The organism is Salmonella enterica subsp. arizonae, assembly GCF_008692845.1.
GTDB classification, from domain to species: domain Bacteria; phylum Pseudomonadota; class Gammaproteobacteria; order Enterobacterales; family Enterobacteriaceae; genus Salmonella; species Salmonella arizonae.
Genome location: NZ_VXJW01000007.1, coordinates 178,604 through 205,100 on the forward strand (window position 1 = coordinate 178,604; position 26,497 = coordinate 205,100).

The 26,497-nt window shown below is 52.7% G+C and carries 28 protein-coding genes; 19 read left to right on the plus strand and 9 right to left on the minus strand.

What is annotated here, in order from left to right; genetic code table 11:
- Positions 1–217 precede the first annotated feature (217 nt).
- From ulaA to F4V61_RS14880, 6 genes are read left to right on the plus strand one after another with little or no spacing between them, the layout of a single operon-like run.
- Positions 218–1,618, plus strand: coding sequence for a PTS ascorbate transporter subunit IIC (gene ulaA / locus F4V61_RS14855; protein WP_038397090.1), 1,401 nt, complete (start codon positions 218–220; stop codon positions 1,616–1,618).
- 12 nt (positions 1,619–1,630) lie between these two features.
- The gene (ulaB, locus tag F4V61_RS14860) at positions 1,631–1,939 is read left to right on the plus strand and encodes a PTS ascorbate transporter subunit IIB (RefSeq protein WP_000218354.1); all 309 of its coding nucleotides are present in this window, start codon (positions 1,631–1,633) and stop codon (positions 1,937–1,939) included.
- Between the two features lie 9 nt (positions 1,940–1,948).
- Positions 1,949–2,416 carry a PTS ascorbate transporter subunit IIA gene (gene ulaC, locus F4V61_RS14865; RefSeq protein WP_080152581.1) on the plus strand — a complete coding sequence of 156 codons (468 nt, stop codon included), beginning with the start codon at positions 1,949–1,951 and terminating at the stop codon, positions 2,414–2,416.
- Positions 2,417–2,428: 12 nt separating this feature from the next.
- On the plus strand, positions 2,429–3,079 hold the full coding sequence (gene ulaD / locus F4V61_RS14870) for a 3-keto-L-gulonate-6-phosphate decarboxylase UlaD (protein WP_000056750.1): 651 nt from the start codon (positions 2,429–2,431) through the stop codon (positions 3,077–3,079).
- Between the two features lie 9 nt (positions 3,080–3,088).
- The gene (locus tag F4V61_RS14875) at positions 3,089–3,943 is read left to right on the plus strand and encodes an L-ribulose-5-phosphate 3-epimerase (RefSeq protein ID WP_058344566.1); all 855 of its coding nucleotides are present in this window, start codon (positions 3,089–3,091) and stop codon (positions 3,941–3,943) included.
- Entirely contained in the window at positions 3,943–4,629 is a 687-nt protein-coding gene (locus tag F4V61_RS14880) for an L-ribulose-5-phosphate 4-epimerase (RefSeq protein WP_038397087.1), read from the plus strand. The genes F4V61_RS14875 and F4V61_RS14880 overlap by 1 nt, the downstream gene beginning before the upstream one ends.
- A 129-nt stretch (positions 4,630–4,758) precedes the next feature.
- On the opposite strand, the gene yjfY is transcribed toward F4V61_RS14880, so the two are convergent.
- Positions 4,759–5,034 (minus strand): DUF1471 family protein YjfY, encoded by a 276-nt coding sequence (gene yjfY, locus F4V61_RS14885; RefSeq protein ID WP_038397086.1) that lies wholly within the window; start codon positions 5,032–5,034, stop codon positions 4,759–4,761.
- A gap of 193 nt (positions 5,035–5,227) precedes the next feature.
- Between yjfY and F4V61_RS14890 the strand changes: the two genes are divergently transcribed.
- The 6 genes from F4V61_RS14890 (at position 5,228) to F4V61_RS14915 (ending at position 8,019) form a co-directional block, all read left to right on the plus strand.
- Entirely contained in the window at positions 5,228–5,434 is a 207-nt protein-coding gene (locus F4V61_RS14890) for a hypothetical protein (RefSeq protein WP_077916586.1), read from the plus strand.
- A 70-nt stretch (positions 5,435–5,504) separates the two neighbouring features.
- On the plus strand, positions 5,505–5,900 hold the full coding sequence (gene rpsF, locus F4V61_RS14895) for a 30S ribosomal protein S6 (protein WP_001216673.1): 396 nt from the start codon (positions 5,505–5,507) through the stop codon (positions 5,898–5,900).
- Between the two features lie 6 nt (positions 5,901–5,906).
- Positions 5,907–6,221: a primosomal replication protein N gene (gene priB, locus F4V61_RS14900; protein ID WP_038397084.1), complete on the plus strand. Its 315-nt coding sequence runs from the start codon at positions 5,907–5,909 to the stop codon at positions 6,219–6,221.
- Between the two features lie 4 nt (positions 6,222–6,225).
- Entirely contained in the window at positions 6,226–6,453 is a 228-nt protein-coding gene (gene rpsR, locus F4V61_RS14905) for a 30S ribosomal protein S18 (protein WP_000135199.1), read from the plus strand.
- A gap of 41 nt (positions 6,454–6,494) precedes the next feature.
- Complete coding sequence (rplI, locus tag F4V61_RS14910) at positions 6,495–6,944, plus strand: 50S ribosomal protein L9 (protein WP_001196065.1); 450 nt, start codon at positions 6,495–6,497, stop codon at positions 6,942–6,944.
- 148 nt (positions 6,945–7,092) lie between these two features.
- Positions 7,093–8,019, plus strand: coding sequence for a DMT family transporter (locus F4V61_RS14915; RefSeq protein WP_080161072.1), 927 nt, complete (start codon positions 7,093–7,095; stop codon positions 8,017–8,019).
- 49 nt (positions 8,020–8,068) lie between these two features.
- On the opposite strand, the gene F4V61_RS14920 is transcribed toward F4V61_RS14915, so the two are convergent.
- Positions 8,069–8,704, minus strand: coding sequence for a LysM-like peptidoglycan-binding domain-containing protein (locus F4V61_RS14920; protein ID WP_001117717.1), 636 nt, complete (start codon positions 8,702–8,704; stop codon positions 8,069–8,071).
- 217 nt (positions 8,705–8,921) lie between these two features.
- On the opposite strand from F4V61_RS14920, the gene fklB reads away from it, so the two are divergent.
- Together fklB and cycA are read left to right on the plus strand one after the other, a co-directional pair.
- The gene (fklB, locus tag F4V61_RS14925; protein WP_000235162.1) at positions 8,922–9,542 is read left to right on the plus strand and encodes an FKBP-type peptidyl-prolyl cis-trans isomerase; all 621 of its coding nucleotides are present in this window, start codon (positions 8,922–8,924) and stop codon (positions 9,540–9,542) included.
- A 286-nt stretch (positions 9,543–9,828) separates the two neighbouring features.
- Positions 9,829–11,238 carry a D-serine/D-alanine/glycine transporter gene (gene cycA, locus F4V61_RS14930; protein WP_000228329.1) on the plus strand — a complete coding sequence of 470 codons (1,410 nt, stop codon included), beginning with the start codon at positions 9,829–9,831 and terminating at the stop codon, positions 11,236–11,238.
- Positions 11,239–11,303: 65 nt separating this feature from the next.
- On the opposite strand, the gene ytfE is transcribed toward cycA, so the two are convergent.
- The 3 genes from ytfE to F4V61_RS14945 form a co-directional block, all read right to left on the minus strand.
- A complete protein-coding gene (gene ytfE, locus F4V61_RS14935) occupies positions 11,304–11,966 on the minus strand; it encodes an iron-sulfur cluster repair protein YtfE (RefSeq protein ID WP_000331477.1) in 663 nt (220 codons plus the stop codon).
- A gap of 102 nt (positions 11,967–12,068) precedes the next feature.
- Entirely contained in the window at positions 12,069–13,034 is a 966-nt protein-coding gene (locus tag F4V61_RS14940; protein WP_058344569.1) for a DMT family transporter, read from the minus strand.
- An 80-nt stretch (positions 13,035–13,114) separates the two neighbouring features.
- The gene (locus F4V61_RS14945) at positions 13,115–13,963 is read right to left on the minus strand and encodes an SDR family oxidoreductase (RefSeq protein ID WP_079827998.1); all 849 of its coding nucleotides are present in this window, start codon (positions 13,961–13,963) and stop codon (positions 13,115–13,117) included.
- Between the two features lie 87 nt (positions 13,964–14,050).
- Here F4V61_RS14945 and F4V61_RS14950 point away from each other — a divergent pair, with 87 nt between their 5' ends.
- Positions 14,051–14,437 (plus strand): winged helix-turn-helix transcriptional regulator, encoded by a 387-nt coding sequence (locus tag F4V61_RS14950; protein ID WP_079828000.1) that lies wholly within the window; start codon positions 14,051–14,053, stop codon positions 14,435–14,437.
- 52 nt (positions 14,438–14,489) lie between these two features.
- Here F4V61_RS14950 and cpdB read toward each other — a convergent pair whose 3' ends face one another.
- The gene (cpdB, locus tag F4V61_RS14955) at positions 14,490–16,433 is read right to left on the minus strand and encodes a 2',3'-cyclic-nucleotide 2'-phosphodiesterase (protein ID WP_038397082.1); all 1,944 of its coding nucleotides are present in this window, start codon (positions 16,431–16,433) and stop codon (positions 14,490–14,492) included.
- A 272-nt stretch (positions 16,434–16,705) separates the two neighbouring features.
- Here cpdB and cysQ point away from each other — a divergent pair, with 272 nt between their 5' ends.
- Positions 16,706–17,446, plus strand: coding sequence for a 3'(2'),5'-bisphosphate nucleotidase CysQ (cysQ, locus tag F4V61_RS14960; RefSeq protein WP_058819176.1), 741 nt, complete (start codon positions 16,706–16,708; stop codon positions 17,444–17,446).
- On the opposite strand, the gene F4V61_RS14965 is transcribed toward cysQ, so the two are convergent.
- On the minus strand, positions 17,436–17,993 hold the full coding sequence (locus tag F4V61_RS14965) for a YtfJ family protein (protein WP_038397080.1): 558 nt from the start codon (positions 17,991–17,993) through the stop codon (positions 17,436–17,438). The genes cysQ and F4V61_RS14965 overlap by 11 nt on opposite strands.
- A gap of 325 nt (positions 17,994–18,318) precedes the next feature.
- Here F4V61_RS14965 and F4V61_RS14970 point away from each other — a divergent pair, with 325 nt between their 5' ends.
- Positions 18,319–18,525 (plus strand): DUF1107 domain-containing protein, encoded by a 207-nt coding sequence (locus F4V61_RS14970; protein WP_000689229.1) that lies wholly within the window; start codon positions 18,319–18,321, stop codon positions 18,523–18,525.
- A gap of 84 nt (positions 18,526–18,609) precedes the next feature.
- On the opposite strand, the gene F4V61_RS14975 is transcribed toward F4V61_RS14970, so the two are convergent.
- Together F4V61_RS14975 and msrA are read right to left on the minus strand one after the other, a co-directional pair.
- Positions 18,610–19,953 carry a hemolysin family protein gene (locus F4V61_RS14975; RefSeq protein WP_000934975.1) on the minus strand — a complete coding sequence of 448 codons (1,344 nt, stop codon included), beginning with the start codon at positions 19,951–19,953 and terminating at the stop codon, positions 18,610–18,612.
- 182 nt (positions 19,954–20,135) lie between these two features.
- The gene (msrA, locus tag F4V61_RS14980) at positions 20,136–20,774 is read right to left on the minus strand and encodes a peptide-methionine (S)-S-oxide reductase MsrA (RefSeq protein ID WP_000051474.1); all 639 of its coding nucleotides are present in this window, start codon (positions 20,772–20,774) and stop codon (positions 20,136–20,138) included.
- 213 nt (positions 20,775–20,987) lie between these two features.
- Between msrA and tamA the strand changes: the two genes are divergently transcribed.
- Positions 20,988–22,721: an autotransporter assembly complex protein TamA gene (gene tamA, locus F4V61_RS14985; RefSeq protein WP_001135638.1), complete on the plus strand. Its 1,734-nt coding sequence runs from the start codon at positions 20,988–20,990 to the stop codon at positions 22,719–22,721.
- Positions 22,718–26,497 (plus strand): autotransporter assembly complex protein TamB, encoded by a 3,780-nt coding sequence (tamB, locus tag F4V61_RS14990; protein WP_079828002.1) that lies wholly within the window; start codon positions 22,718–22,720, stop codon positions 26,495–26,497. Before tamA ends, tamB begins: the two co-directional genes overlap by 4 nt.

The window sequence follows — 26,497 nt, forward strand, 5'->3', positions numbered from 1 at the left end:
TGGCGTCATGTGGATGTATATATCTTTATGATTTTACTTATTTTAATGAAAAAACGAGTTATCTATAAGTAAACCATGTATTAAGTGCGCTAATTATTTGCGCGCTACGTCACATTTAATCAAATTCAATCTTGTCGTGATTACTTTTGAAAATTACAGTGAAGGGACACTATCCTGAGCGCCTGCGACTCAGCAACCTTGTCTACCGGAGATCGTTATGGAGATCCTCTACAACATCTTTACCGTTTTCTTCAATCAGGTAATGACCAATGCCCCGCTATTACTGGGTATTGTGACCTGTCTGGGCTATATCCTGCTGCGCAAAAGCGTCAGCGTGGTCATCAAAGGAACGATCAAAACCATCATTGGCTTCATGCTGCTACAGGCCGGGTCCGGTATTCTGACCAGCACCTTTAAGCCTGTAGTGGAGAAGATGTCCGAGGTCTATGGCATCAACGGCGCGATTTCCGATACCTATGCTTCGATGATGGCAACGATCGAACGGATGGGGGATGCGTATAGTTGGGTAGGCTACGCGGTATTACTCGCGCTGGCGCTGAATATTTGTTACGTCTTGTTGCGACGCATTACCGGTATTCGCACCATCATGTTGACCGGACACATCATGTTCCAGCAGGTGGGGCTGATTGCGGTCTCTTTCTATATCTTCGGCTATTCCATGTGGACCACCATTATCTGCACGGCGATACTGGTTTCCCTGTACTGGGGCATCACCTCCAACATGATGTATAAGCCCACCCAGGAAGTGACCGATGGCTGCGGTTTCTCTATTGGCCACCAGCAGCAATTTGCTTCCTGGATTGCCTACAAGGTTGCGCCATATCTGGGCAAAAAAGAGGAGAGCGTTGAAGATCTCAAACTGCCGGGCTGGCTGAATATCTTCCACGACAACATCGTCTCTACGGCGATTGTGATGACTATTTTCTTTGGTGCGATCCTACTCTCCTTTGGTATCGATACCGTACAGGCGATGGCGGGTAAAACCCACTGGACAATCTATATCCTGCAAACCGGCTTCTCGTTCGCCGTGGCGATTTTCATCATTACTCAGGGCGTGCGTATGTTCGTCGCCGAACTTTCTGAGGCCTTTAACGGTATCTCCCAGCGTCTGATTCCGGGCGCGGTACTGGCGATTGACTGCGCCGCTATTTATAGCTTCGCGCCTAACGCTGTGGTCTGGGGTTTTATGTGGGGCACCATCGGACAACTGATTGCCGTTGGCATCCTGGTCGGTTGCGGTTCTTCCATTCTGATCATTCCTGGTTTCATTCCGATGTTCTTCTCTAACGCGACCATCGGCGTCTTTGCCAACCACTTTGGCGGCTGGCGCGCGGCGCTCAAGATTTGTCTGGTGATGGGTATGATTGAAATTTTTGGCTGCGTCTGGGCGGTAAAACTCACCGGTATGAGCGCCTGGATGGGCATGGCGGACTGGTCGATTCTGGCGCCGCCGATGATGCAGGGCTTCTTCTCCCTAGGCATCGTCTTTATAGCCGTCATCATCGTCATTGCACTGGTTTATATGGTCTTCGCAGGACGCGCGCTGCGTGCTGAAGAAGATGCAGAAAAGCAACTGGCAGAGGTTTCTGCTCAATAAGGAGTTTGGATTATGACCGTACGTATTCTGGCTGTATGTGGCAATGGGCAAGGCAGTTCCATGATCATGAAAATGAAAGTGGATCAGTTTTTAACCCAGTCCAATATCGACCACACGGTAAATAGCTGCGCGGTGGGCGAGTACAAAAGTGAGCTGAACGGCGCGGACATCATCATCGCTTCCACCCACATTGCAGGCGAAATCAGCGTGACGGGCAACAAATATGTGGTTGGCGTGCGTAACATGCTATCGCCCGCTGACTTTGGCCCAAAACTGCTGGAAGTGATCAGAGCGCATTTTCCACAGGACGTGAAGAAGTAAGGACGCAACATGAAATTACGTGATTCGCTGGCGCAAAACCATTCCATTCGTTTACAGGCGGAAGCCGACACCTGGCAAGAAGCTGTCAAGATCGGCGTCGATTTGCTGGTGGCTGCCGACGTGGTGGAGCCGCGCTATTACCAGGCCATTCTCGATGGCGTTGAGCAGTTTGGCCCCTATTTTGTGATTGCCCCCGGCCTGGCGATGCCGCATGGCCGCCCGGAAGAAGGGGTCAAGAAAACCGGTTTTGCTCTGGTGACGCTGAAAAAGCCGCTGGCGTTTAACCACGAAGATAACGATCCGGTCGATATTCTGATCACCATGGCGGCAGTCGACGCGAATACCCATCAGGAAGTGGGCATCATGCAGATCGTCAATCTGTTTGAAGATGAAGCCAATTTTGACCGTTTACGCGCCTGCCGCACCGAGCAGGATGTACTGGATTTAATTGATAACGCCACTGCGGCGGCTGTTTAAGGGAGAAACAAAATGTCATTACCGATGCTGCAGGTCGCTCTGGATAACCAGACCATGGATAGCGCCTATGAAACCACCCGCCTGATTGCCGAAGAGGTGGATATTATCGAAGTGGGCACTATTCTGTGCGTTGGCGAAGGCGTACGTGCCGTTCGCGACCTGAAAGCGCTCTATCCGCATAAAATCGTGTTGGCGGACGCTAAAATTGCCGATGCCGGTAAAATCCTCTCCCGTATGTGTTTCGAAGCCAATGCAGACTGGGTAACAGTCATTTGCTGCGCCGATATCAATACCGCGAAAGGCGCGCTGGATGTGGCGAAAGAGTTCAATGGCGACGTGCAGATCGAACTGACAGGCTACTGGACCTGGGAACAAGCGCAGCAGTGGCGCGATGCGGGCATTGGGCAGGTCGTTTATCACCGTAGCCGCGATGCGCAGGCCGCAGGCGTGGCGTGGGGCGAGGCGGATATCACCGCGATCAAACGCTTGTCTGATATGGGCTTTAAAGTGACCGTGACCGGCGGCCTGGCGCTGGAAGATCTGCCGCTGTTCAAAGGCATCCCGATTCATGTCTTTATCGCGGGCCGTAGCATTCGCGATGCCGAATCTCCGGTAGAAGCCGCGCGTCAGTTCAAACGCTCCATTGCCCAGTTGTGGGGCTAAGGAGCGGCTATGTTGTCGAAACAAATTCCGCTCGGCATCTATGAAAAAGCGCTCCCTGCCGGGGAGTGCTGGCTGGAGCGCCTGCGGTTGGCCAAAACGCTGGGTTTTGACTTCGTCGAAATGTCGGTAGATGAGACCGACGCCCGCCTGGCGCGGCTTGACTGGAGTCGCGAGCAGCGTCTGGCGCTGGTGAACGCGGTTGCTGAAACCGGCGTACGCGTGCCGTCCATGTGCCTGAGCGCGCATCGTCGTTTTCCGCTCGGTAGCGAAGATGACGCGGTGCGGGCGCAGGGGCTGGAGATTATGCGTAAAGCGATTCAGTTTGCGCAAGACGTCGGGATTCGCGTCATTCAACTGGCGGGGTACGACGTTTACTATCAGCAGGCCAACGATGAAACGCGCAGCCGCTTCCGCGATGGGTTAAAAGAGAGCGTTGATATGGCCAGCCGTGCCCAGGTGACGCTGGCGATGGAGATCATGGACTATCCATTGATGAACTCCATCAGTAAAGCGCTGGGTTACGCCCATTATCTGAACAACCCGTGGTTCCAGCTCTATCCGGATATCGGCAACTTGTCGGCATGGGATAACGATGTACAGATGGAACTGCAGGCCGGAATAGGCCATATCGTCGCGGTACACGTCAAAGATGCTAAACCCGGCGTATTCAAGAATGTGCCGTTTGGCGAAGGCGTTGTCGATTTCGAACGCTGTTTTGCAACGCTCAGGCAGAGTGGGTATTGCGGGCCATACCTGATTGAGATGTGGAGCGAAACAGCAGAGAACCCGGCAGCAGAGGTAGCGAAAGCGCGTGACTGGGTGAAAGCGCGCATGGCCAGCGTTGGTCTGGTGGAGGCCGCCTAATGCAAAAGCTCAAGCAGCAGGTATTTGACGCTAATATGGATTTGCCCCGTTACGGACTGGTGACGTTTACCTGGGGCAACGTCAGCGCTATCGATCGCCAACGCGGACTGGTGGCGATTAAGCCAAGCGGTGTCGCCTATGAAACCATGAAAGTAGATGACATGGTGGTGGTAGATATGGATGGCAAAGTAGTGGAAGGGCGTTATCGTCCTTCTTCCGATACCGCTACCCATCTGGCGCTGTATCAACGTTATCCGTCGCTTGGCGGCGTCGTTCATACCCATTCAACCCACGCCACGGCATGGGCGCAGGCAGGGAAGGCGATTCCGGCGCTGGGTACGACCCATGCCGACTACTTCTTTGGCGATATTCCCTGTACCCGAGCGTTAAGCGAAGAGGAAGTGCAGGGCGAATATGAGCTAAACACCGGCAAGGTGATTATCGAAACGCTGGGTGACGTGGAACCGCTGCATACGCCAGGCATTGTGGTGTATCAACACGGGCCGTTCGCTTGGGGGAAAGATGCGCACGATGCGGTACATAACGCGGTCGTCATGGAAGAAGTTGCGCGAATGGCGTGGATTGCCCGCGGTATTAACCCTGACCTCAATCCCATCGACGATTATTTGATGAATAAACACTTCATGCGTAAGCATGGCCCGAATGCGTATTACGGACAAAAGTGAAATATGTGCTCCGGAATGTGAATATTATCGGGATGTCACAGGTCTAATTCCGGAGCCATCTTTCAGAGAAAAAAGCCCCCTGTTCAGGGGGCAAATCAAACTATGGCTTTTTCGTTGGTTTTCCTGATGCTAGCGATAAATATCCGCGCTGGCGTGTATATTGCCGTTGCTACCCGGTTCCCGGATAAGTATGACGTGATAATACATTGCGTTTCGCGCTTCGGCCCCTTCATTCAGCGCCAGATGGGCTTCACTTTCCGTGGCGAAGTGATGGTTGATGTAGATCACGCCTAAGCTGCGCACATCATCCATATTTCTGGCCTGGTGATTATTTAACTCGATGGCTGCCGTTGCCGTTACGCTAAGCAAAAGCGCAGCCAGAAATAGCATTATCCGGGCTCGCATAGTGTACCTCCTCAGCAGCGCGGTCTGGTTGGCGATATCTCCCGTTAGTGAATCGCTTCTGGTTTAATTTTAACCATAACCCGCCGCAGAGATGGCGACCTTTTCTGATGCTGTTGTTCAAAAAATTATCGCATTGTCGTTTTTTGCCTGATTAACAACCCGTTGATGTATGCCGCTATGTTTAAGAAACCCTGTGTGGCAAAAAAGTGCGCTGACCACAGTGTCAATTTCTCTGCCGGAACAGGCCGTTTATAGTGGTGTGCGATATGAAGTTAATATCTCAGCAGCAAAATGCGACGGGATAGGCGTTACGTTCGGCACGATAAATAATTGTACAATCACCTTGAGTTTGCCCGCAGGCGCCAGTATTATAACGCGTCATTTTTCAGCCGACCTTTAACACGTTCCTTGCCTCCATGGGCCGCGGCTGACCCAGACAGGAGGCTGAATAATCCGTAAGGAGCAATTCGATGCGTCATTACGAAATCGTTTTTATGGTCCATCCTGACCAGAGCGAACAGGTTCCGGGCATGATCGAGCGTTACTCTGCCGCCATCACTGGCGCAGAAGGCAAGATCCACCGTCTGGAAGACTGGGGCCGCCGTCAGCTGGCTTACCCGATCAACAAACTGCACAAAGCGCACTATGTTCTGATGAACGTTGAAGCGCCGCAGGAAGTTATCGATGAGCTGGAAACTACCTTCCGCTTCAACGATGCCGTTATCCGCAGCATGGTTATGCGTACTAAGCACGCTGTTACCGAAGCCTCTCCGATGGTTAAAGCGAAAGACGAGCGCCGTGAGCGTCGCGATGATTTCGCTAACGAAACCGCAGATGATGCTGAAGCTGGGGATTCTGAAGAGTAATTTCTGATGACCAACCGTCTGGCGTTGTCCGGCACCGTGTGCAGGGCCCCCCTTCGAAAGGTCAGTCCATCAGGAATTCCGCATTGCCAGTTCATGCTTGAGCATCGTTCTGTGCAAGAGGAAGCCGGCTTTCACCGGCAGGCATGGTGCCAAATGCCCGTTATTGTTAGCGGACACGAAAACCAGGCCATTACTCACAGTATAACGGTCGGCAGCCGCATAACCGTTCAGGGGTTTATCTCTTGCCATAAGGCAAAGAACGGTCTGAGCAAAATGGTTCTGCATGCCGAGCAGATTGAATTGATAGATTCTGGAGACTAGCCATATGGCACGTTATTTCCGTCGTCGCAAGTTCTGCCGTTTCACCGCGGAAGGCGTTCAAGAGATCGACTATAAAGATATCGCTACGCTGAAAAACTACATCACCGAAAGCGGTAAGATTGTCCCAAGCCGTATCACCGGTACCCGTGCAAAATACCAGCGTCAGCTGGCTCGCGCTATCAAACGCGCTCGCTACCTGTCTCTGCTGCCGTACACTGATCGCCATCAGTAATCGGTCACGGTCCATTAATACGACTTTGAGAGGATAAGGTAATGCAAGTTATTCTGCTTGATAAAGTAGCAAACCTGGGTAGCCTGGGTGATCAGGTTAACGTTAAAGCGGGCTATGCTCGTAACTTCCTGGTACCACAGGGTAAAGCTGTTCCGGCTACCAAGAAAAACGTTGAATACTTCGAAGCACGTCGCGCTGAACTGGAAGCTAAACTGGCTGACGTTCTGGCTGCTGCAAATGCACGCGCAGAGAAAATCAACGCCCTGGAAACCGTTACTATCGCGTCTAAAGCAGGCGACGAAGGTAAACTGTTCGGTTCCATCGGTACTCGCGACATCGCTGACGCTGTTACTGCGGCTGGCGTTGACGTGGCTAAGAGCGAAGTTCGTCTGCCGAACGGCGTTCTGCGTACCACTGGTGAACACGAAGTGAACTTCCAGGTTCACAGCGAAGTATTCGCTAAAGTTATCATCAACGTGGTTGCTGAGTAATCAGTCATTCTCGTTTTTGCTAGCAACGAAACGTCGGCCCAGCGCCGGCGTTTTGCTTTTTTTACCCTATCGTTTTTCGACTGGCTATCTCCCCCTCTTTTCGCGATAATCAAAAAATAAAACATTATTTTAATTTCTTGGTGACAGAATGGATACCCAACGCCAGGCCTCTCCGTTTGCCCGCAAAAACGTCGTTTATTTGTGTGCCGCATTTTGTTGCCTGCTGTGGGGCAGCGCCTATCCGGCCATCAAAAGCGGTTATGACCTCTTTCAGATAGCCACCGACGATATCCCTTCTAAAATTGTTTTTGCTGGTTATCGTTTTTTGTTTGCGGGTGGGTTGCTGCTACTGTTCGCTCTGCTTCAGCGTAAACCGATTGGCCGGTTTCGCCCGCGCCAGTTTGGTCAGTTGACGTTACTGGGGCTGACCCAGACGTCGCTGCAATATCTCTTTTTCTATATCGGCCTCGCGTTCACCACTGGCGTGAAAGGCTCAATCATGAACGCCACGGGCACATTCTTCAGCGTTTTGCTGGCGCACTTTATTTATCAGAACGACCGACTGAGCTACAACAAAACGCTCGGCTGTATTCTGGGCTTTGCGGGCGTCATGGCGGTGAACGTCAGTAGCGGCCTGGATTTCAGCTTTAATCTGCCGGGAGAGGGCTCCGTAGTACTGGCGGCGTTTATTCTTTCTGTGGCCACGTTGTATGGTAAACGGCTCTCGCAGACGGTCGATCCGATGGTCATGACTGGCTATCAATTGGGGATTGGCGGTCTGGTACTGGTCATTGGCGGTTACGTTTTTGGCGGTACGCTGACGATACATGGCTTCTCGTCGGTGGCGATTTTGGGCTACCTGACGCTGCTCTCGTCGGTCGCTTTTGCGCTATGGAGCATTTTACTCAAATATAATCGCGTGGGGATGATTGCGCCGTTTAACTTTCTGATCCCGGTGTCCGGCGCGACTCTTTCAGCTATTTTTCTCGGCGAGAATATTCTGCAGTGGAAATACATGGTTGCGCTGGTGCTGGTATGTTCAGGGATCTGGTGGGTAAATCAGGCGAAGCGGTAATGCTTCACCTGAACGAATGCGGTGTAGGCGGGGTAAGGCGCAGTCGGCGTTACTGCGCGCGAATAAAACTGCCGTCAGGCTGACGCGTAAACAGCACCTGCTGACCATTATCGCCATCTATCGTTAAACCTGTCACCACGCCGCTGGCATTCTGGCGAATTTTAATCATTTGACCATTTTTGAGATTACTCAGCGGTTTGCCAGCGCCTTCTACCTGCGCCATTGCATAAACGTCTGTCGGGGGCAGTCCGTGATCGCGGAACAGTTGCGCCAGAGTTTTACCAGACTCTACCCGATACGAGCGCCACTGCTGGCCGATGCCGCTATCCTGCTGGAAAGGTTGCGTCTGCGGTTGGCTTTGTTCTTCCGGTTGGCCCTCCTGGATAGGCTCAGGCGCAACAGGCGCCGCCTGATCCGGAGCGTTTTGCGGCGCGACCAGTTGCGCCTGAATCTGCGCTTCGTCAGGCGCCCGGGAAGACGATTGCAGATCCAATTGCGCTTCCCGCGTGACGACAGGCACATCGCTGGTCTCACTGGCAGGCAGCAAGAAACCAATCACCATTACGATAGCGGCAATGATAATGCCACGACGATGCATCGGCGGCAGTGGCTCCAAGATGCGAAAATTATCCGGCGCGTGCCAGATTTTCGCCAGGGTTGGTTTTAGTTCAAAGTGCCCGGGCATGGTTTACCTCCTGCTCCGCATCTCGCTCCTTAATCATAGAGTATAGATGGCTAACTATGATACTGGTCGTGCTATCCGCTTTCGTGACGTCAATACGGATAATCTATTGTTTCTTTTTCCCTGCGATTTGTCATCCTCCCTGAGACAACGTTTTACCAGAAGAAGCGTGGCTGTTATGCTGCCCGCTACTTTTTTGTTATCCGATAAAGGAAAAATAATGGCCACCCCGACTTTTGACACTATCGAAGCGCAAGCGAGCTACGGCATTGGTTTGCAGGTAGGGCAGCAACTCAGCGAATCCGGTCTTGAAGGGCTGTTGCCTGAAGCGCTGGTTGCAGGTATTGCTGATGCGCTGGAAGGTAAACACCCGGCGGTTCCTGTTGATGTGGTGCATCGTGCGCTGCGTGAAATTCATGAACGTGCGGACGCGGTGCGTCGTGAGCGTTTCAAAGCGATGGCGGCCGAAGGGGTGAAATATCTGGAAGAAAACCGCGAAAAAGACGGTGTGAACAGCACCGAATCCGGTTTGCAGTTCCGCGTTCTGACGCAGGGCGAAGGTGAGATTCCGGCGCGTACCGATCGCGTGCGCGTGCATTATACCGGTAAACTTATTGATGGCACCGTATTTGACAGCTCCGTTGCGCGCGGCGAACCGGCTGAATTCCCGGTAAATGGCGTGATCGCCGGCTGGATTGAAGCGCTGACTCTGATGCCGGTAGGTTCCAAATGGGAGCTGACGATCCCGCAGGAGCTGGCCTATGGCGAGCGTGGGGCCGGGGCATCTATTCCGCCATTCAGCACCCTGGTGTTTGAGGTGGAGCTGCTGGAAATTCTCTAAGCAGCGACTCCTGTTCCTCTTCTGGTGAAGGGGAACAGGCTTGATTCGACTAATGTCGATATTTTATTTTGAAAATGTCGTCGTTATGTGTATTTTTGTGAGCTAATTCGCGTTACCAAAGTGATATGACACTCATTTTAAACATATAATTAACATTATATTTAAATCTTAGTATTCATCCCGCCGATTCTTACCTAATATCGATGAGTCCTGATAACAGGATCGTCGTATCATAGACAAAAGGCCGTAGAGCCCGCACAACACAGACAGGTACAGGAAGAAACACATGGTAGATCAGGTAAAAGTCGCAGCCGACGAACAGGCTACGGCTGAACAGTCGCTACGGCGCAATCTTACAAACCGTCATATACAGCTTATCGCCATCGGCGGCGCTATTGGTACTGGTCTGTTTATGGGATCGGGTAAAACGATCAGTCTCGCCGGACCGTCGATCATCTTTGTTTATATGATCATCGGCTTTATGCTTTTCTTCGTCATGCGCGCAATGGGGGAGTTGCTGCTCTCGAATCTGGAATACAAATCGTTTAGCGATTTTGCCTCAGACCTGCTTGGCCCCTGGGCGGGATATTTCACTGGCTGGACGTACTGGTTTTGCTGGGTAGTGACCGGTATGGCTGACGTGGTGGCGATTACCGCCTACGCGCAGTTCTGGTTCCCCGGTCTTTCGGATTGGGTCGCCTCGCTGGCGGTGGTGATCCTGCTGCTAAGCCTCAATCTCGCCACCGTTAAAATGTTTGGTGAGATGGAATTTTGGTTTGCTATGGTCAAAATCGTCGCCATCGTGGCGTTGATTGTGGTCGGGCTGGTGATGATTGCGATGCACTTTAAGTCGCCGACCGGCGTTGAAGCGTCTTTCGCGCATCTGTGGAATGACGGCGGCTGGTTCCCGAAAGGCATCAGCGGGTTTTTTGCCGGTTTCCAGATTGCGGTCTTCGCTTTTGTAGGGATTGAGCTGGTCGGTACCACCGCTGCAGAAACCAAAGATCCGGAAAAATCGTTGCCGCGTGCGATTAACTCGATTCCGATTCGTATCATCATGTTCTACGTCTTTGCTCTGATCGTCATTATGTCCGTGACGCCGTGGAGTTCGGTCGTGCCGAATAAGAGTCCTTTCGTTGAGCTGTTTATGCTAGTGGGGCTCCCTGCCGCCGCGAGCGTGATCAACTTTGTCGTGCTGACCTCGGCGGCGTCTTCCGCCAACAGCGGCGTCTTCTCGACCAGCCGTATGCTGTTTGGCCTGGCGCAAGAGGGAGTAGCACCGAAAGCGTTCGCTAAGCTGTCAAAACGCGCGGTACCGGCGAAAGGGCTGACCTTCTCCTGTATCTGTCTGCTGGGCGGCGTGGTTATGCTGATGGTCAACCCGAGCGTGATTGGCGCATTCACGATGATCACTACGGTTTCAGCCATCCTGTTTATGTTTGTCTGGACCATTATTCTGTGTTCATACCTGGCATACCGCAAAAAGCGTCCTCATCTGCATGAAAAATCCATCTATAAGATGCCGCTTGGTAAGCTGATGTGTTGGGTCTGCATGGCGTTCTTTGTATTCGTGCTGGTATTGCTGACGCTGGAAGACGATACGCGTCAGGCGTTGATGGTGACGCCGCTGTGGTTTATTGCGTTGGGTTTAGGCTGGCTGTTAATAGGTAAGAAACGGATGGCGGGAATGCGTTAATGGTCTTGCCCGGTAGCGCTGGCGCTTACCGGGCTTGCAGATTGGTCATCGCTATCCGGCAACAGCTATTCCCCGGCTAATGCGCGTGGGAATAGCACATTATTCTCCAGACTGATGTGCTCCATCAGATCATCAATCATCTCATTAATGCCGTTATACATCGCTTTCCAGGTGGTGCAGGCTTCCGGCGGCGGCGTCACATTTTGGGTGACGTGTTTGATGACGTCCACCAACTCTCCCGCTTCGTCATGCTCGCTTTCCATTACGTTTATCGGGCCCGTTGCCTGGCGACCCATACCCTGTTTGATCATCGGGAAGAGGATCTGTTCTTCTTTTATCATATGGCTGGAAAGCTCTTCATGCAGCGCGGTGAGATATTTTGTCAGGCCGCGCGGGACGTTTGGCTTATCAGCGTGAACGCGTTCCACTTTGGTCGCCTGCAGGATAAGCTCCGGCAGTTGTTCGCGGTGTCTGTCATGATAGCGCACAACGATATGGTCAATAATGTCCGCCAGCGGAACGGCGCGCCAGTCTTTTTCGATGGGCTGTTCAGCGAGCTGCGCAAGTTGCGCTTCAATGACGTCAATATCGACGTCGTTACGCGCGGCTGCGCGCGCCAGCGTCTGTTTACCGCCGCAGCAGTAATCCATATCGTATTGGCGAAACAGCGACGATGCGCGTGGAATAGAGAGCGCCAGTTCGCCTAAAGGTTGATCGCGATAAGCCATAGCCGTTACCTCATTTGCCATAATATAAGGTGTATTTTAAATGTATCTTTAAGGGCGAGCTATAACTCTTTCGGGGCACGTGTGAGTTAAGCCAGCATGAGATTAGCGTTTCGTGACCGGAACGACGGTCGCTTTTTTCGGTTTCGCTCTCACGGCAATGACCACGCCTGCTACCAGGAGCGCAATACCGCTTACCGTCAGTAATGGGGGAATTTCCTGGCGCAGAATGAAGGTATAGAGCAGTCCCGCCAGCGTTTCAAAAACAATCAGCGGCCCTAAAATAACGGTGGGTAATTTTTGACTGGCGATATTCCAGCACAGCGCGCCTACCCAGGAACACAGCACCGCGATGGCGATCATCAGACCGATAAACAGCGCGGGATGCGGGCCAAAGGGCAGGGTAAACATCGGTTTCTGGATACTCAACCACAGACAGGCCGCCGCATAGCCGATTAACGAGACCGGCAGTGTGACCAGCGCCTGTGCCGTTGCCCACATCATGGGATGCTTGTCGGGATTTTCCCGCAGCCAGCGGGCGTTACGCAGCGCATACCATGCCCAGCACGCTACGGAAATCAGCGCCAGCACAATGCCTGAACCATAGCGCCAGCCGCTAACATTGGACAACCCCTGACTAAGCTCAGCAATATTGACGCACAGCAGACCAAAACCGATAAACGCCAGCGCGGGGGCCAAGCGTAGCCAGGATAATCTGCCGTCTCGTTGGCTATAGAGAACGTTAGCAAAAACCGGAATGACAACCGGCAACGTCCCGATGATCATCGTCGAAACCGGCGCTCCGGTTCGCTGAATGGCGCTGGCGAGGCAGGCGTAATAGATTAAATTGCCCATCAGGGTCAGCGACAGGGCGGTGGACCAGTCTTTGCGCGTCAACTGGCGTAACCGCGTGCGGCCTAACCAGGCAATCGGCAGGGCAATCAGCCCCAGCGCCAGATAGCGTCCCATTGACTGTAAGAGGGCCGGGTAATCCGGCACGATTAACGGGCCGACGAAAATCAATCCCCACATTAGCCCTGCCAGCAGGGCGTATAGCACGCCGCTAATCATCAGATTCTCCTCATAAACCGTTCCGTCATTATCAGAGAAGGTCTATGAGGATGCCACATAAATTAACTAAATTTTAACACTTACAGTACAGAGCGAAGGCTTTCTGTGAGCGTCGTCGTCGGGCGACCAATGAGTTTACGCAGCGTATGGCTGTCATCAAACAGGCCGCCTTTCGCCGCGCCAATGTCAGAATTGGCCAGCATATCCGCCAGTCCGTCAGGCAGGCCTGCGCCTTTCAGCGCGGCGGCAAAATCGCTTTCACTCAGGTTCTGGTAGACGATTTTTTTTCCGCTCTGATGAGTAAGTTCATCCGCCAACTGGCTTAATGTCCAGGTGTCATCACCCGCTAGCTCGTAAACATTCCCGGCGTGACCCTCTTCACTGATGACGCGCGCGGCGGCGGCGGCATAGTCAGCGCGCATTGCGGAGGCGATTTTCCCTTCTCCCGCCGCGCCAATAAAGACGCCACGCTTCAGCGCGGCAGGGACGCTCGCCAGGTAGTTTTCCGTATACCAGCCGTTACGTAATAAAGTGTGAGGAATACCTGACTCAGCCAGCATCTGTTCAGTTTCAATATGTTCATCGGCGAGCGCCAGCGGCGATTTATCCGCATGTAGCAGGCTGGTATAGGCGATGAATTTCACCTTCGCGGCAATGGCGGCCTGAATAACGTTGCGGTGCTGCGCGGTGCGTTGTCCCACTTCGCTGGATGAAATGAGCAGCAGTTTATCAACGCCCTGTAAGGCGGTGGTCAGCGCAGCTTCGTTAGCGTAATCCGCCTGGCGAACGGCGATCCCGCGCTGACTGAGAGGGGCGGCTTTTTTCGGGTTACGGACAATCGCGACGAGGTGACTGGCGAGCGTCGTTTTTAGCAGGTTTTCAATAACGTGTTGGCCCAGTTGGCCCGTTGCGCCGGTGATAGCAATCATGGTGAGCTCCTCTGTGTTAGTCTTGTGTTTTATTACGCTACCACCTAAGCTTACTTTTAGTAAGTACGTACAAAAAGGTAAGTATCAATGCGCGCTCATTCTCTTTCCCGGCGGTTGCGCGAAGGTAATCTCTTTGCTGAACAGTGTCCGTCCCGTGAAGTGTTAAAACATGTCACCAGTCGCTGGGGCGTACTGATCCTGGTGGCGTTACGCGATGGTACACACCGTTTTAGCGACCTGCGCCGCAAGATGGGGGGCGTGAGTGAAAAGATGCTGGCGCAGTCGTTACAGGCGCTTGAGCAGGACGGATTTCTCAACCGGGTGTCATATCCAGTTGCTCCGCCGCATGTGGAGTACAGCCTGACGCCGCTTGGCGAGCAGGTGAGCGATAAAGTCGCCGCGCTGGCGGACTGGATAGAACTGAATTTGCCACAGGTATTGGCGTTGCGGGACCGTCAGCCAGATGGCTGTTAGCGCTTACTCGGCAAGCAAGGCCGAGTAAGCGCAGCGCCATCCGGCACTAACATTACTTGCTTAAATCCACCTGATAAATGGCAAAACCGATATCATCGGCGGCGACCTTATTCATCGGATACTGTCCTTTCTCTTTGATGAAGGCGGCAGCTTTATCGGCTGGCGATGTTTCAAAGCGGATATCCAGATCCGTATTGCTGTGGATTGGCGCCAGACGCCAGTTATTATCCGCCGCCGGATGGATTTCGCCCGCGCGTTTTGACTCTGCGCCAATCCATGCCGCCAGCACGGCTCGATTTTCATCCGGAGACGCAAAGGCGATATGGCTGTCGCCAGTGCCGGCAAACTTGCCGCCGTAAGCGCGATAGTTATTCGTGGCGACCAGGAACGTAGCGTTCGGGTCGACAGGCTTACCGTTAAAGGTTAGGTTTTTAATACGTTCCGCCTGCGGATTCACCATCTGGCATTCGCCATCATAGCGGGCGGGCTGTGACACATCGATTTGATAATTCACGCCGTCAATGACATCGAAATTATAGGTGCGAAAGCCATCCCAATTGATCAACGATTGCGGTTTGTTGCTGTGAATATCAATCTGCTTAAACTGCCCGGCGGAGCATTCCAGCCACTCTTTTACCTCCTTGCCGCTGGCTTTCACCACCACCAGCGTATTCGGATAGAGATAAAGATCGGCGGCATTACGGAAGGTCAACTGGCCTTTTTCCACTTCGACAAAGCTGGCAGGATCGTTTTTACGCCCCCCTACTTTAAACGGCGCGGCGGCGGAAAGCACTGGCAGTTTCGCCAGATCCGGATCGCCCTGAATAAAGTGTTCCACATACGCTTTTTGCGCATTATTCACCACCTGTACGGTAGGATCGTCCTGCACCAGAGCAAGATAACTGTACATGTTATCGGCGGATTTGCCGATGGGCTTGCTGACAAACTCGCGGGTGGCATCGTGGTCGGCTTTCAGAATACCGACCAGCTTACTGTCTTCCGCCGCCAGCGACTTTTTAGCGGCGGCGTCGTAAATGGGCCGCGCTTCCGCTTTCGCCTGCCTAACCTGCCATTTGCCGCTGTCGTTATTGAGCACCAGATCGACCACTCCCAGATGGTCGCCCCACATGCCAGGCATTACCGCAGGAATGCCGTTAAGCGTACCTTTGGCGATATCCGCGCCTTTAATATTGGCAAAATCTTTACCGGGGAAGACGGCGTGGGCGTGGCCAAACATAATAGCGTCGACGCCGGGAACTTCGCTGAGGTAATAAACCGAGTTTTCTGCCATGCTGTGGTACGGATCGGCAGAAAGGCCTGAGTGAGCAATTACTACCACTATATCAGCGCCTTTCTCGCGCATTTCGGGCACATATTTTCGGGCGGTTTCCGTGATGTCATTTACGGTGACTTTTCCGCTCAGATTCGCTTTATCCCAGATCATGATTTGCGGCGGCACAAAGCCGATATAGCCTATTTTCAGGGTTTGCGGGTTGCCGTCTTTATCAATAACGTTCGTCTCTTTAATCAGATAAGGCGTAAAGAGCGGCTTTTGGGTTTTAACGTCGATAATATTGGCGTTAACGTAAGGGAATTTCGCGCCGGCCAGCGCGTTATGCAGATAGTTCAGACCATAATTAAACTCATGGTTGCCGAGGTTTCCAACCGCGTAATCCAGAGTGTTGAGCGCTTTATAGACCGGGTGAACATCACCTTCTTTGAGCCCTTTTGCCGCCATATAATCGCCCAGAGGACTCCCCTGAATCAGGTCGCCGTTATCCACCAGCACGCTGTTTTTGACTTCATCTCGGGCGGCTTGAATCAAACTTGCGGTACGTACCAATCCGAATTTTTCGGTTGCGGTATCCTTGTAATAATCGAAATCCATCATGTTGCTATGTAAATCAGTAGTTTCCATGATACGGAGATCGACGGTGGCCGCATTCACGCTGGCGGCGATCAGCGTAGCCAGAAGCGTTGCACTAAACTTAATCATCAGAGGCACCTTTTAAGAACGCAATATAGAAGCCGGATAGTGAAAAATAGCGATGACAAACAGTGAAACCCGATATCGGGTTGACAATCGATCTGGCCGGAGAAGGCGGAACCGCCCCATCTGACAGGTTTTTTGCGATTGTTCACAGAACGGTGAATCATGCCATGAAACGTATTATCAAAACTGCAGACAGTATCACAGTTGTCGGAACCCTTAACGATCGGGTATAAGTAAAACAACGAGTTAACGCCCCTGTCATAAAGAGGTGGAGAATGTTAGAACAAGTATGCCAGCTTGCACGGAACGCGGGCGATGCCATTATGCAGGTTTATGATGGAGCCAAACCGATGGAGTACGTCCGCAAGCAGGACGATTCTCCAGTCACTGCGGCGGATATCGCCGCACATACCGTGATTCTCGAAGGGTTACGTACGCTCACGCCGGATATTCCGGTGCTTTCAGAGGAAGACCCGCCCGCCTGGGAAGTGCGCCAGCACTGGCAGCGTTATTGGCTGGTCGATCCACTCGATGGCACCAAAGAATTTATTAAGCGTAATGGAGAATTTACGGTCAATATTGCATTGATTGAGCAGGGAAAGCCAGTGCTGGGCGTAGTCTATGCGCCAGTGCTGAAAGTGATGTACTGCGCAGCGGATGGTAAGGCCTGGAAAGAAGAGTGCGGGGTGCGTAAGCAGATTCAGGTTCGGGATGCCCGCCCGCCGCTGGTGGTGATTAGCCGTTCGCATACCGATGATGAACTCATCGAATATCTCCAACAGCTCGGCGAACATCAGACGACCTCTATTGGCTCCTCGCTGAAGTTTTGTCTGGTGGCGGAAGGTCAGGCCCAGCTTTATCCCAGATTTGGGCCGACCAACGTTTGGGACACTGCCGCTGGTCATGCCATTGCCGTTGCTGCCGGGGCGCACGTTCACGACTGGCAGGGAAAAACGCTGGATTATACCCCTCGTGAATCGTTCCTTAACCCCGGCTTCCGGGTGACTATTTACTGAGGAGTTTATGCAGCAGGTCGGCCACCTGCTGTACCTCTTGTTGGGTTAACGCGCCATCCTTCGCCCATTGAACCCGACCGTCTTTGTCAAGCACGATGACGGCGGACCCCTCTTCTTTTAACTGCCAGGCGTTGCGCGCTATGCCATTGCTGTCGACAATAAATTGCGACCATGGATAGAGTTTTTTATTACTTTCTATGCTGCTACGCACGAACATACCGGAGCCCGGGATCGCATCATCGGTGTTTACAATTGTGGTCGTCTGGTATCTGTCGTGCGGAAGCCTGGCGGATTTAATCGTTTCAATCAGCGTGGCGTTTTTCTCCTTTGCTGACGTTCGCCCGGCAATATGCAGCAGGACGCGCACTTTTCCTGCAAGTTGCGCGCTATTCCAGTTTTTATAGCTAAACTCATCCTTATTCAGCATCAGTTCGCCACGATCGGCAATGCCTACCGGCGGAACCCGTTGGTTAACTTCAAGGTTATGCGCGGAGGTCATTATCGGGAGCAGCAGGCACGACATTGCCAGAATTTTACGTAGGATCATGGTCATTCCTTCTTTATTTTTTTGCAGGTGATCCGACCACTTTGGGTCGACATTTAATCATATGTGCGATAGAGACTTTTTCCGCAAAGGGAATGCCAGTTTGCGGGCGGGCGCACACTTCCTGTGAAAAATGAAGGCATATACTGACGAAAATGAGCTGATGTTTAGATAATTCTGAATAACTGTAATCAAAAGGTAAATATACTTATGCATACTGGAAACGACATAGATATGGTCTATAGTCATATGGCATTAAAATTTGCGCCTTAAAACTGTTGGGCCGATTGTGGCACCGCAAGGGCGTAATACTCAGCAGGAGACAACAATGAAAATTTTCCAACGCTACAACCCGCTACAGGTGGCGAAGTACGTGAAGATCCTGTTCCGTGGACGGTTATATATCAAGGATGTTGGCGCTTTTGAGTTCGATAAAGGGAAGATTCTTATCCCAAAAGTGAGAGACAAGCAGCATCTATCTGTGATGTCTGAAGTTAACCGTCAGGTTATGCGTCTGCAAACTGAGATGGCATAACTCAAAGTGCTATGCAGTAGGTTAAAAAAGTAAAAAAAAACGGCTCCTGAATCAGGGGCCGTTGATGTTTCTGGCAAACAGATTTCAGGCCGCGCCGTCTTCTTTCCCTTTCGCATCGGGCAGTTTCGGCGCCGGTACGTTGCTTTTATTGTCGAGACGCGTTACCAGCAGCTGATCGATCCGGTAGTTGTCGATATCCACCACTTCAAATTTGTAGCCGGAAAACTTCACCGAATCGGTACGTTTCGGGATTTTACGCAGCATAAACATCATAAAGCCGCCGATGGTTTCATAGTTGCCGGACTGTGGAAACTCGTCGATATCCAGCACACGCATGACGTCGTCAATCGGCGTGCCGCCGTCAATCAGCCAGGAATTTTCATCGCGCGCCACAATTTGCTCTTCCAGCCCCTGGCCGACCAGGTCGCCCATTAGCGTGGTCATCACATCGTTTAGCGTAATTATGCCGACGACCAGCGCGTATTCATTCATGATGACCGCGAAATCTTCGCCCGCCGTTTTAAAGCTTTCCAGCGCCTCTGAAAGGGTCAGCGTATCCGGTACAATTAAGGTATTGCGAATTTGCACGCCGCTATTCAGCGCCATACTTTGGTTCGCCAGCACGCGATTCAGCAGATCTTTGGAGTCTACATAGCCGATGATGTGGTCGATATCTTCATTACATACCAAAAATTTTGAGTGCGGATGCTCGGCGACCTTATTCTTTAGGCTTTGTTCGTCTTCGTGCAGATCAAACCAGATGATACTTTCGCGCGATGTCATAGAAGACGGTACGGTGCGGGATTCAAGTTCAAACACGTTTTCGATCAGTTCATGCTCTTGCTTGCGCAGAACGCCCGCCAGCGCGCCGGCTTCCACTACCGCGTAAATATCATCGGAAGTGATGTCGTCTTTCCGCACCATTGGAATCTTGAACAGGCGGAAAATGTTGTTTGCCATGCCGTTAAACAACCACACCAGTGGGCGAAAAAGGAACAGGCAGAAGCGCATCGGGTTGATGATACGCAAAGCCACAGCTTCTGGCGCAATCATACCGATGCGTTTCGGGGTTAAATCCGCGAACAGGATAAACAACCCCGTCACCAGTGAGAAAGAGAGGATAAAGCTCAACTGCTCGGAGAGTTCAGGCGACATATAGTGCGAGAAAAGGGCGGAGAAGACGGGCGAAAATGCCGCATCGCCGACGATGCCGCCAAGAATCGCGACTGCATTCAGGCCAATTTGCACAACGGTGAAAAACATGCCGGGATTTTCCTGCATTTTCAATACACGTTGTGCGTTGATACTGCCTTCATCAGCCAATAATTTAAGCTTAATCTTACGTGATGCGGCAAGCGAGATCTCGGAGATGGAGAAGAACGCGCTTACAGCGATCAGGCAGAATATAATGAATATACTGTTTAACATATCTTATCCGGCGAAACGCCAGATCCTCGGAAGGGAAGTTTATAAATCCGTGTGGTAATGTTTAATGAAAATCGGCTCGTAGCAGTGAGCCGATAAGTTCAGGGCTAGTATAGCGTAAGCTACTGTAAACTCGCCAGAGGGTTCATTTGCAACCCCGGCAAACGCCCTCCCTGCCCGCGCTGTTACGCGTCAGGCGGTAGGCAAACGCCTATCCCGCCAACCCCGCAGTAACCGTACGGATTTTTGTGCAGATACTGTTGGTGTTCATCTTCGGCATAGTAAAACGGCGTCGCATGGGCGATTTCCGTAGTGATGGGGCGCTCGTCTCCGGCGTCGGCCATTGCCGACTGGAAGCGCTCGCGACTGGCGTGGGCAGCGGTACTCTGTTCCGGCGTTAAGGGATAAATCGCAGAACGATATTGCGTACCGTGATCGTTACCCTGTCGCATCCCCTGCGCCGGATCGTGATTCTCCCAGAAGACCTGTAAAAGCTGCTCATAACTGATAACGGCAGGATCGTACACTACCCGCACCGCCTCGGCATGACCGGTCTGCCCGGAGCAGACTTCCCGGTAGGTTGGATTAGGCGTGTAACCGCCCGCATACCCTGCCGCGGTGCTATATACGCCGGGCAACTGCCAGAATAAACGTTCTACGCCCCAGAAACAGCCCATAGCGAAGTAGGCGATCTCCATCCCGGCAGGGACATTGGTCATAGAGTGTTCATTTACCGCATGCAGAGTGGCGATCGGCATCGGGGTATTACGTCCTGGTAATGCATCTGCTTGAGTAACAAGATGCTTTTTATCAAATAAACTCATGAGCGATTCTCCCGAAAGCGTTAATTGGCGTTAAGGTTGTAACGAGACGCATCTTTGCACACAATAACAACATTAATGTATCTGGATCTAAACATAAGAAATATTTGGGCGGTCGTCTGCTTTTCAAACGCAATTGTTGATTTTATGTTAAGCCGCGGAGCGGTAGTGTGATTTTTTTCCAGGGGTGGGAATAGGGGATATTCAGGAGAAAATGTGCCACAAATCCGTCAGTTATGTTGGGTTAGCTTACTGTGTCTGAGCAGTTCTGCGGTAGCCGCGAATGTTCGTCTGAAAGTCGAAGGGCTATCCGGAGAGCTGGAAAAAAACGTTCGCGCGCAGCTTTCTACGATTCAAAGCGATGAGGTGACGCCGGATCGGCGTTTTCGCGCTCGGGTTGATGATGCGATTCGCGAAGGGCTCAAAGCGTTAGGCTATTACGAACCCACCATCAATTTCGACTTGCTTCCGCCGCCTGCGAAAGGGCGGCAGGTATTAATCGCCAAAGTTACGCCCGGCCAGCCGGTGCTGATTGGCGGTACAGAAGTGATTTTACGCGGCGGCGCGCGTACGGATAAAGATTATCTGGCGTTACTGAAAACGCGACCGGCAATCGGCACCGTGCTGAACCAGGGAGACTATGACAATTTTAAAAAGTCGTTAACCAGCGTGTCTCTCCGTAAAGGCTATTTCGACAGCGAATTCGTTAAAAGCCAGTTAGGAATTGCGCTGGGCCGTCATCAGGCGTTCTGGGATATTGATTATAATAGCGGTGAGCGCTATCGCTTCGGACATGTCACCTTCGAAGGTTCGCAGATTCGTGATGAATATTTACAAAATCTGCTGCCGTTTAAAGAGGGCGATGAGTACGAATCGAAAGATTTGGCGGAACTAAACCGCAGACTTTCCGCCACCGGATGGTTCAATTCTGTCGTAGTGGCGCCGGAATTTGAGAAATCCCGTAAAACGAAAATTCTGCCGTTAAAAGGCGTGGTGTCGCCGCGAACCGAAAACACGATTGAAACTGGGGTGGGGTACTCTACCGACGTCGGGCCGCGCGTGAAAGCGTCGTGGAAAAAGCCGTGGATGAATTCTTACGGTCATAGCCTGATCACCAGTACCAGCATTTCTGCGCCGGAACAGGTGCTGGATTTTAGTTATAAAATGCCGCTGCTGAAAAATCCGCTGGAGCAATACTATCTGGTACAGGGTGGTTTTAAACGTACCGATTTGAATGATACGGAGCAGGACTCGACCACACTTGCCGTTTCGCGTTACTGGGATCTTTCCAGCGGCTGGCAGCGCGCGATTAACCTGCGCTGGAGTTTCGACCACTTTACCCAGGGGAACGTCACCAATACCACCATGCTATTTTACCCAGGCGTGATGATCAGCCGAACCCGCTCGCGAGGGGGGCTGATGCCGACCTGGGGCGATTCGCAGCGCTACTCGGTGGACTACTCGAATACGGCCTGGGGTTCCGACGTGGATTTCTCCGTGCTGCAGGCGCAAAACGTCTGGATTCGTACTTTGTACGATCGCCATCGTTTTGTGATGCGCGCCAATGTGGGCTGGATCGAAACCGGTGATTTCGACAAAGTTCCGCCGGATCTGCGTTTCTTCGCCGGGGGCGATCGCAGTATTCGCGGCTATAAATACAAATCCATTTCGCCTAAATATAGCGATGGCAATCTTAAAGGCGCCTCAAAACTGGCGACCGGATCGCTGGAGTACCAGTATAACGTCACCGGCAAATGGTGGGGGGCGGTGTTTGTCGATAGCGGCGAGGCGGTGAGTGATATTCGCCGTAGCGATTTCAAAACCGGGACCGGGGTCGGCGTGCGCTGGGAGTCGCCGGTTGGGCCTGTCAAACTCGATTTTGCCGTACCGGTTGGCGATAAAGACGAACACGGTTTACAGTTTTACATCGGTCTGGGGCCTGAATTATGAGTTTATGGAAGAAAATAAGCCTCGGCGTGTTGATTTTCATTGTGCTGCTACTGGCGAGCGTCGCGTTTCTGGTCGGGACGATGACGGGGCTGCATCTGGTATTTAGTGCGGCGAACCGCTGGGTGCCGGGGCTGGAGATTGGGCAGGTCACCGGCGGCTGGCGGGATTTATCGTTAAAAAATATCCGCTATGAGCAGCCGGGCGTCGCGGTGAATGCGGGCGAAATTCATCTGGCTGTCGGGCTTGATTGCTTGTGGCACAGTACCCTGTGCGTTAATGACCTGGCGCTAAAAGACATTAATGTCGCTATCGACAGTAAAAAAATGCCGCCTTCCGAACAGGCGCAAGAAGAGGAAGATAGCGGGCCGCTGAACCTCTCTACGCCCTGGCCCGTCACGTTGTCGCGCGTGGCGCTGAATAACATCAATATCAAGATTGATGACACTACCGTTTCGGTGCTGGATTTTACCTCCGGGCTGGCATGGCAGGATAAAAACCTGACCCTGAAACCGACGCGGCTTCAGGGATTGCTGATTGCGCTGCCGAAGGTCGCTGATGTGGCGCAGAAAGAGGTGGTTGAACCCAAAATCGAGAAACCTCAACCGGATGAAAAGCCGCTTGGCGAAACGCTAAAAGATCTGTTTGCAAAACCGGTAATGCCGGAGATGACCGATGTTCACCTGCCGCTCAATCTGAATATCGAGTCATTTCGCGGCGAGCAGCTACGCGTCACCGGCGATACCGATCTGACGGTGCGCACGATGCTGCTTAAAGTCAGCAGTATCGACGGTAATATGAAGCTGGATACTCTGGATATCGACGCCAACCAGGGTACGGTGAAAGCCTCCGGTACGGCGCAGCTCGCCAATAACTGGCCGGTCGATATTACGCTCAACAGTACGCTGAATATCGATCCGCTAAAGGGTGAAAAGATAAAACTCAAGGTCGGCGGCGCGCTACGCGAACAACTGGAGGTCGGGGTGAACCTTTCCGGGCCGATGGATGTCGCGCTTCGCGCCCAGACGCGGCTGGCGGAGGCCGGTTTACCACTCAATCTTGAAGTCGTCAGTCAGCGCATTGCCTGGCCGTTCACGGGCAATACACAGTTTCAGGCTGACGATCTGAAGCTCAAACTTAGCGGCAAGATGACCGACTATACGCTGTCGATGCGAACCGCCGTGAAAGGGCAAGATATCCCGCCGGCGACCATCACGCTGGATGCCAAAGGGAATGAGCGGCAGATCAATCTCGACAAACTCACCGTCGCCGCGCTGGAAGGCAAAACTGAACTGAAAGCGCTGGTGGACTGGCAGCAGGCGTTTAGCTGGCGTGGCGAACTGACGCTGAATGACATCAATACCGCTAAAGAGATCCCGGACTGGCCTGCGAAGCTTAACGGTGTGATGAAAACCAAAGGCAGTCTCTACGGCGGCACCTGGCAGATGGACGTTCCGGAGCTCAAACTGACCGGCAATGTGAAGCAGAATAACGTTAACGTCAACGGGACGCTAAAAGGCAACAGCTACATGCAATGGACGATTCCGGGACTGCATCTTGCGCTGGGCCCAAACAGCGCCGATGTCAAAGGCGAGCTTGGCGTTAAGGATCTGAATCTTGACGCCACAATCGATGCGCCAGGACTGGATAACGCGCTGCCGGGGCTGGGCGGCACCGCAAAAGGAATCGTTAAAGTCCGCGGTACGGTGGAAGCGCCGCAGTTGCTGGCGGATATCACCGCCCGCGGTCTGCGTTGGCAGGCGTTGTCTATCGCCCAGGCGCGCATCGAAGGCGATATTAAATCCACCGATCAGATAGCGGGCCATCTCAACGTGCGCGTAGAGCGGATTTCGCAGCCCGACGTTAACATCAATTTGGTGACGCTCGACGCCAAAGGCAGCGAGAAGAAGCATCAGCTACAGCTACGCGTTCAGGGAGAACCAGTATCCGGCCAACTCTCCCTGAACGGCAGTTTCGATCGCGGCGCGGAGCGCTGGAAAGGGACGTTAAGCGACACCCGCTTCCAGACGCCAGTGGGACCATGGTCGTTGACTCGCGCGATTACGCTGGACTACCGCAATAAAGAACAAAAAATCAGTATCGGTCCGCATTGTTGGCTGAACCCGAACGCCGAGCTGTGCGTACCGCAAACCATTGATGCGGGCGCAGCAGGGCGGGCGGTGGTTAATCTCAACCGTTTTGATCTGGCGATGCTGAAGCCATTTATGCCTGACACCACCCAGGCCAGCGGGATCTTTAGCGGAAAAGCGGACGTTTCATGGGACACGACCAAAGAGGGATTGCCGCAGGGGAACGTCACGCTTTCCGGTCGTAACGTGAAGGTCACGCAAACTGTCAATGACGCACCGTTGCCGGTCGCGTTTGAGACGCTGAACCTCAGCGCCGATTTGCACAATAATCGCGCCGAGCTGGGATGGCTGATTCGCCTGACGAACAATGGTCAATTTGATGGCAAGGTGCAGGTAAGCGATCCTCAGGGGCGGCGCAATCTCGGCGGTAACGTTAACATGCGTAATGTCAATCTGGCGATGGTCAACCCCATCTTTTCGCGCGGCGAAAAAGCGGCGGGAATGTTGAACGCCAGGTTACGCTTGGGCGGCGATGTGCAAAGCCCGCAGTTGTTTGGTCAGTTGCAACTTAGCGCGCTGGATATTGACGGTAACTTTATGCCGTTTGAAATGCAGCCGAGCCAGCTCACCATGAACTTTAGCGGTACGCGCTCAACGCTCGCCGGTATTGTGCGAACGCAACAAGGACAAATTAACCTGAACGGCAACGCCGACTGGAGCCAGATTGATAACTGGCGCGCGCGGGTGACGGCGAAAGGCAGTCGGGTGCGGATTACCGTTCCGCCGATGGTGCGTCTGGATGTCTCGCCGGATGTCGTCTTTGATGCGACACCTTCGCTGTTTACGTTGGATGGGCGTGTAGACGTTCCGTGGGCGCGGATTGTGGTGCATGAGTTGCCGGAAAGCGCGGTCGGCGTCTCCAGCGATGTGGTCATGCTCAACAATAACCTGCAACCAGAAACGCCGCAGACGGCTTCTATCCCCATCAACAGCAATCTGACAGTACACGTCGGCAACAATGTGCGCATCGACGCTTTCGGGCTTAAAGCGCGTTTGACCGGCGATTTAAAAGTCGCGCAGGATAAACAGGGGCTGGGGCTTAATGGTCAAATTAATATTCCTGACGGGCGATTCCGCGCTTACGGTCAGGATCTGCTTGTCCGTAAAGGCGAGCTGCTGTTCTCCGGGCCGCCGGATCAGCCGCTACTCAATATCGAAGCGATCCGTAACCCTGACGCCACCGAAGATGATGTCATCGCGGGTGTGCGCGTCACGGGCACTGCTGATGAACCCAAAGCGGAAATCTTCTCCGATCCGGCGATGCCGCAGGCTGAAGCGCTCTCTTATCTGCTGCGTGGACAGGGGCTGGACAGCAATCAGAGCGATAGCGCGGCAATGACCTCCATGCTTATTGGCCTGGGGGTTGCGCAAAGTGGTCAGGTTGTGGGTAAAATCGGAGAGACATTTGGCGTAAGTAATCTGGCGCTGGACACGCAAGGGGTGGGCGATTCGTCTCAGGTCGTGGTCAGCGGCTATGTACTGCCAGGTCTACAGGTGAAGTATGGTATAGGGATATTTGACTCTCTGGCGACGCTAACGTTACGTTATCGCCTGATGCCAAAGCTATATCTGGAAGCAGTGTCTGGCGTAGATCAGGCACTTGATTTGCTCTATCAGTTTGAGTTTTAG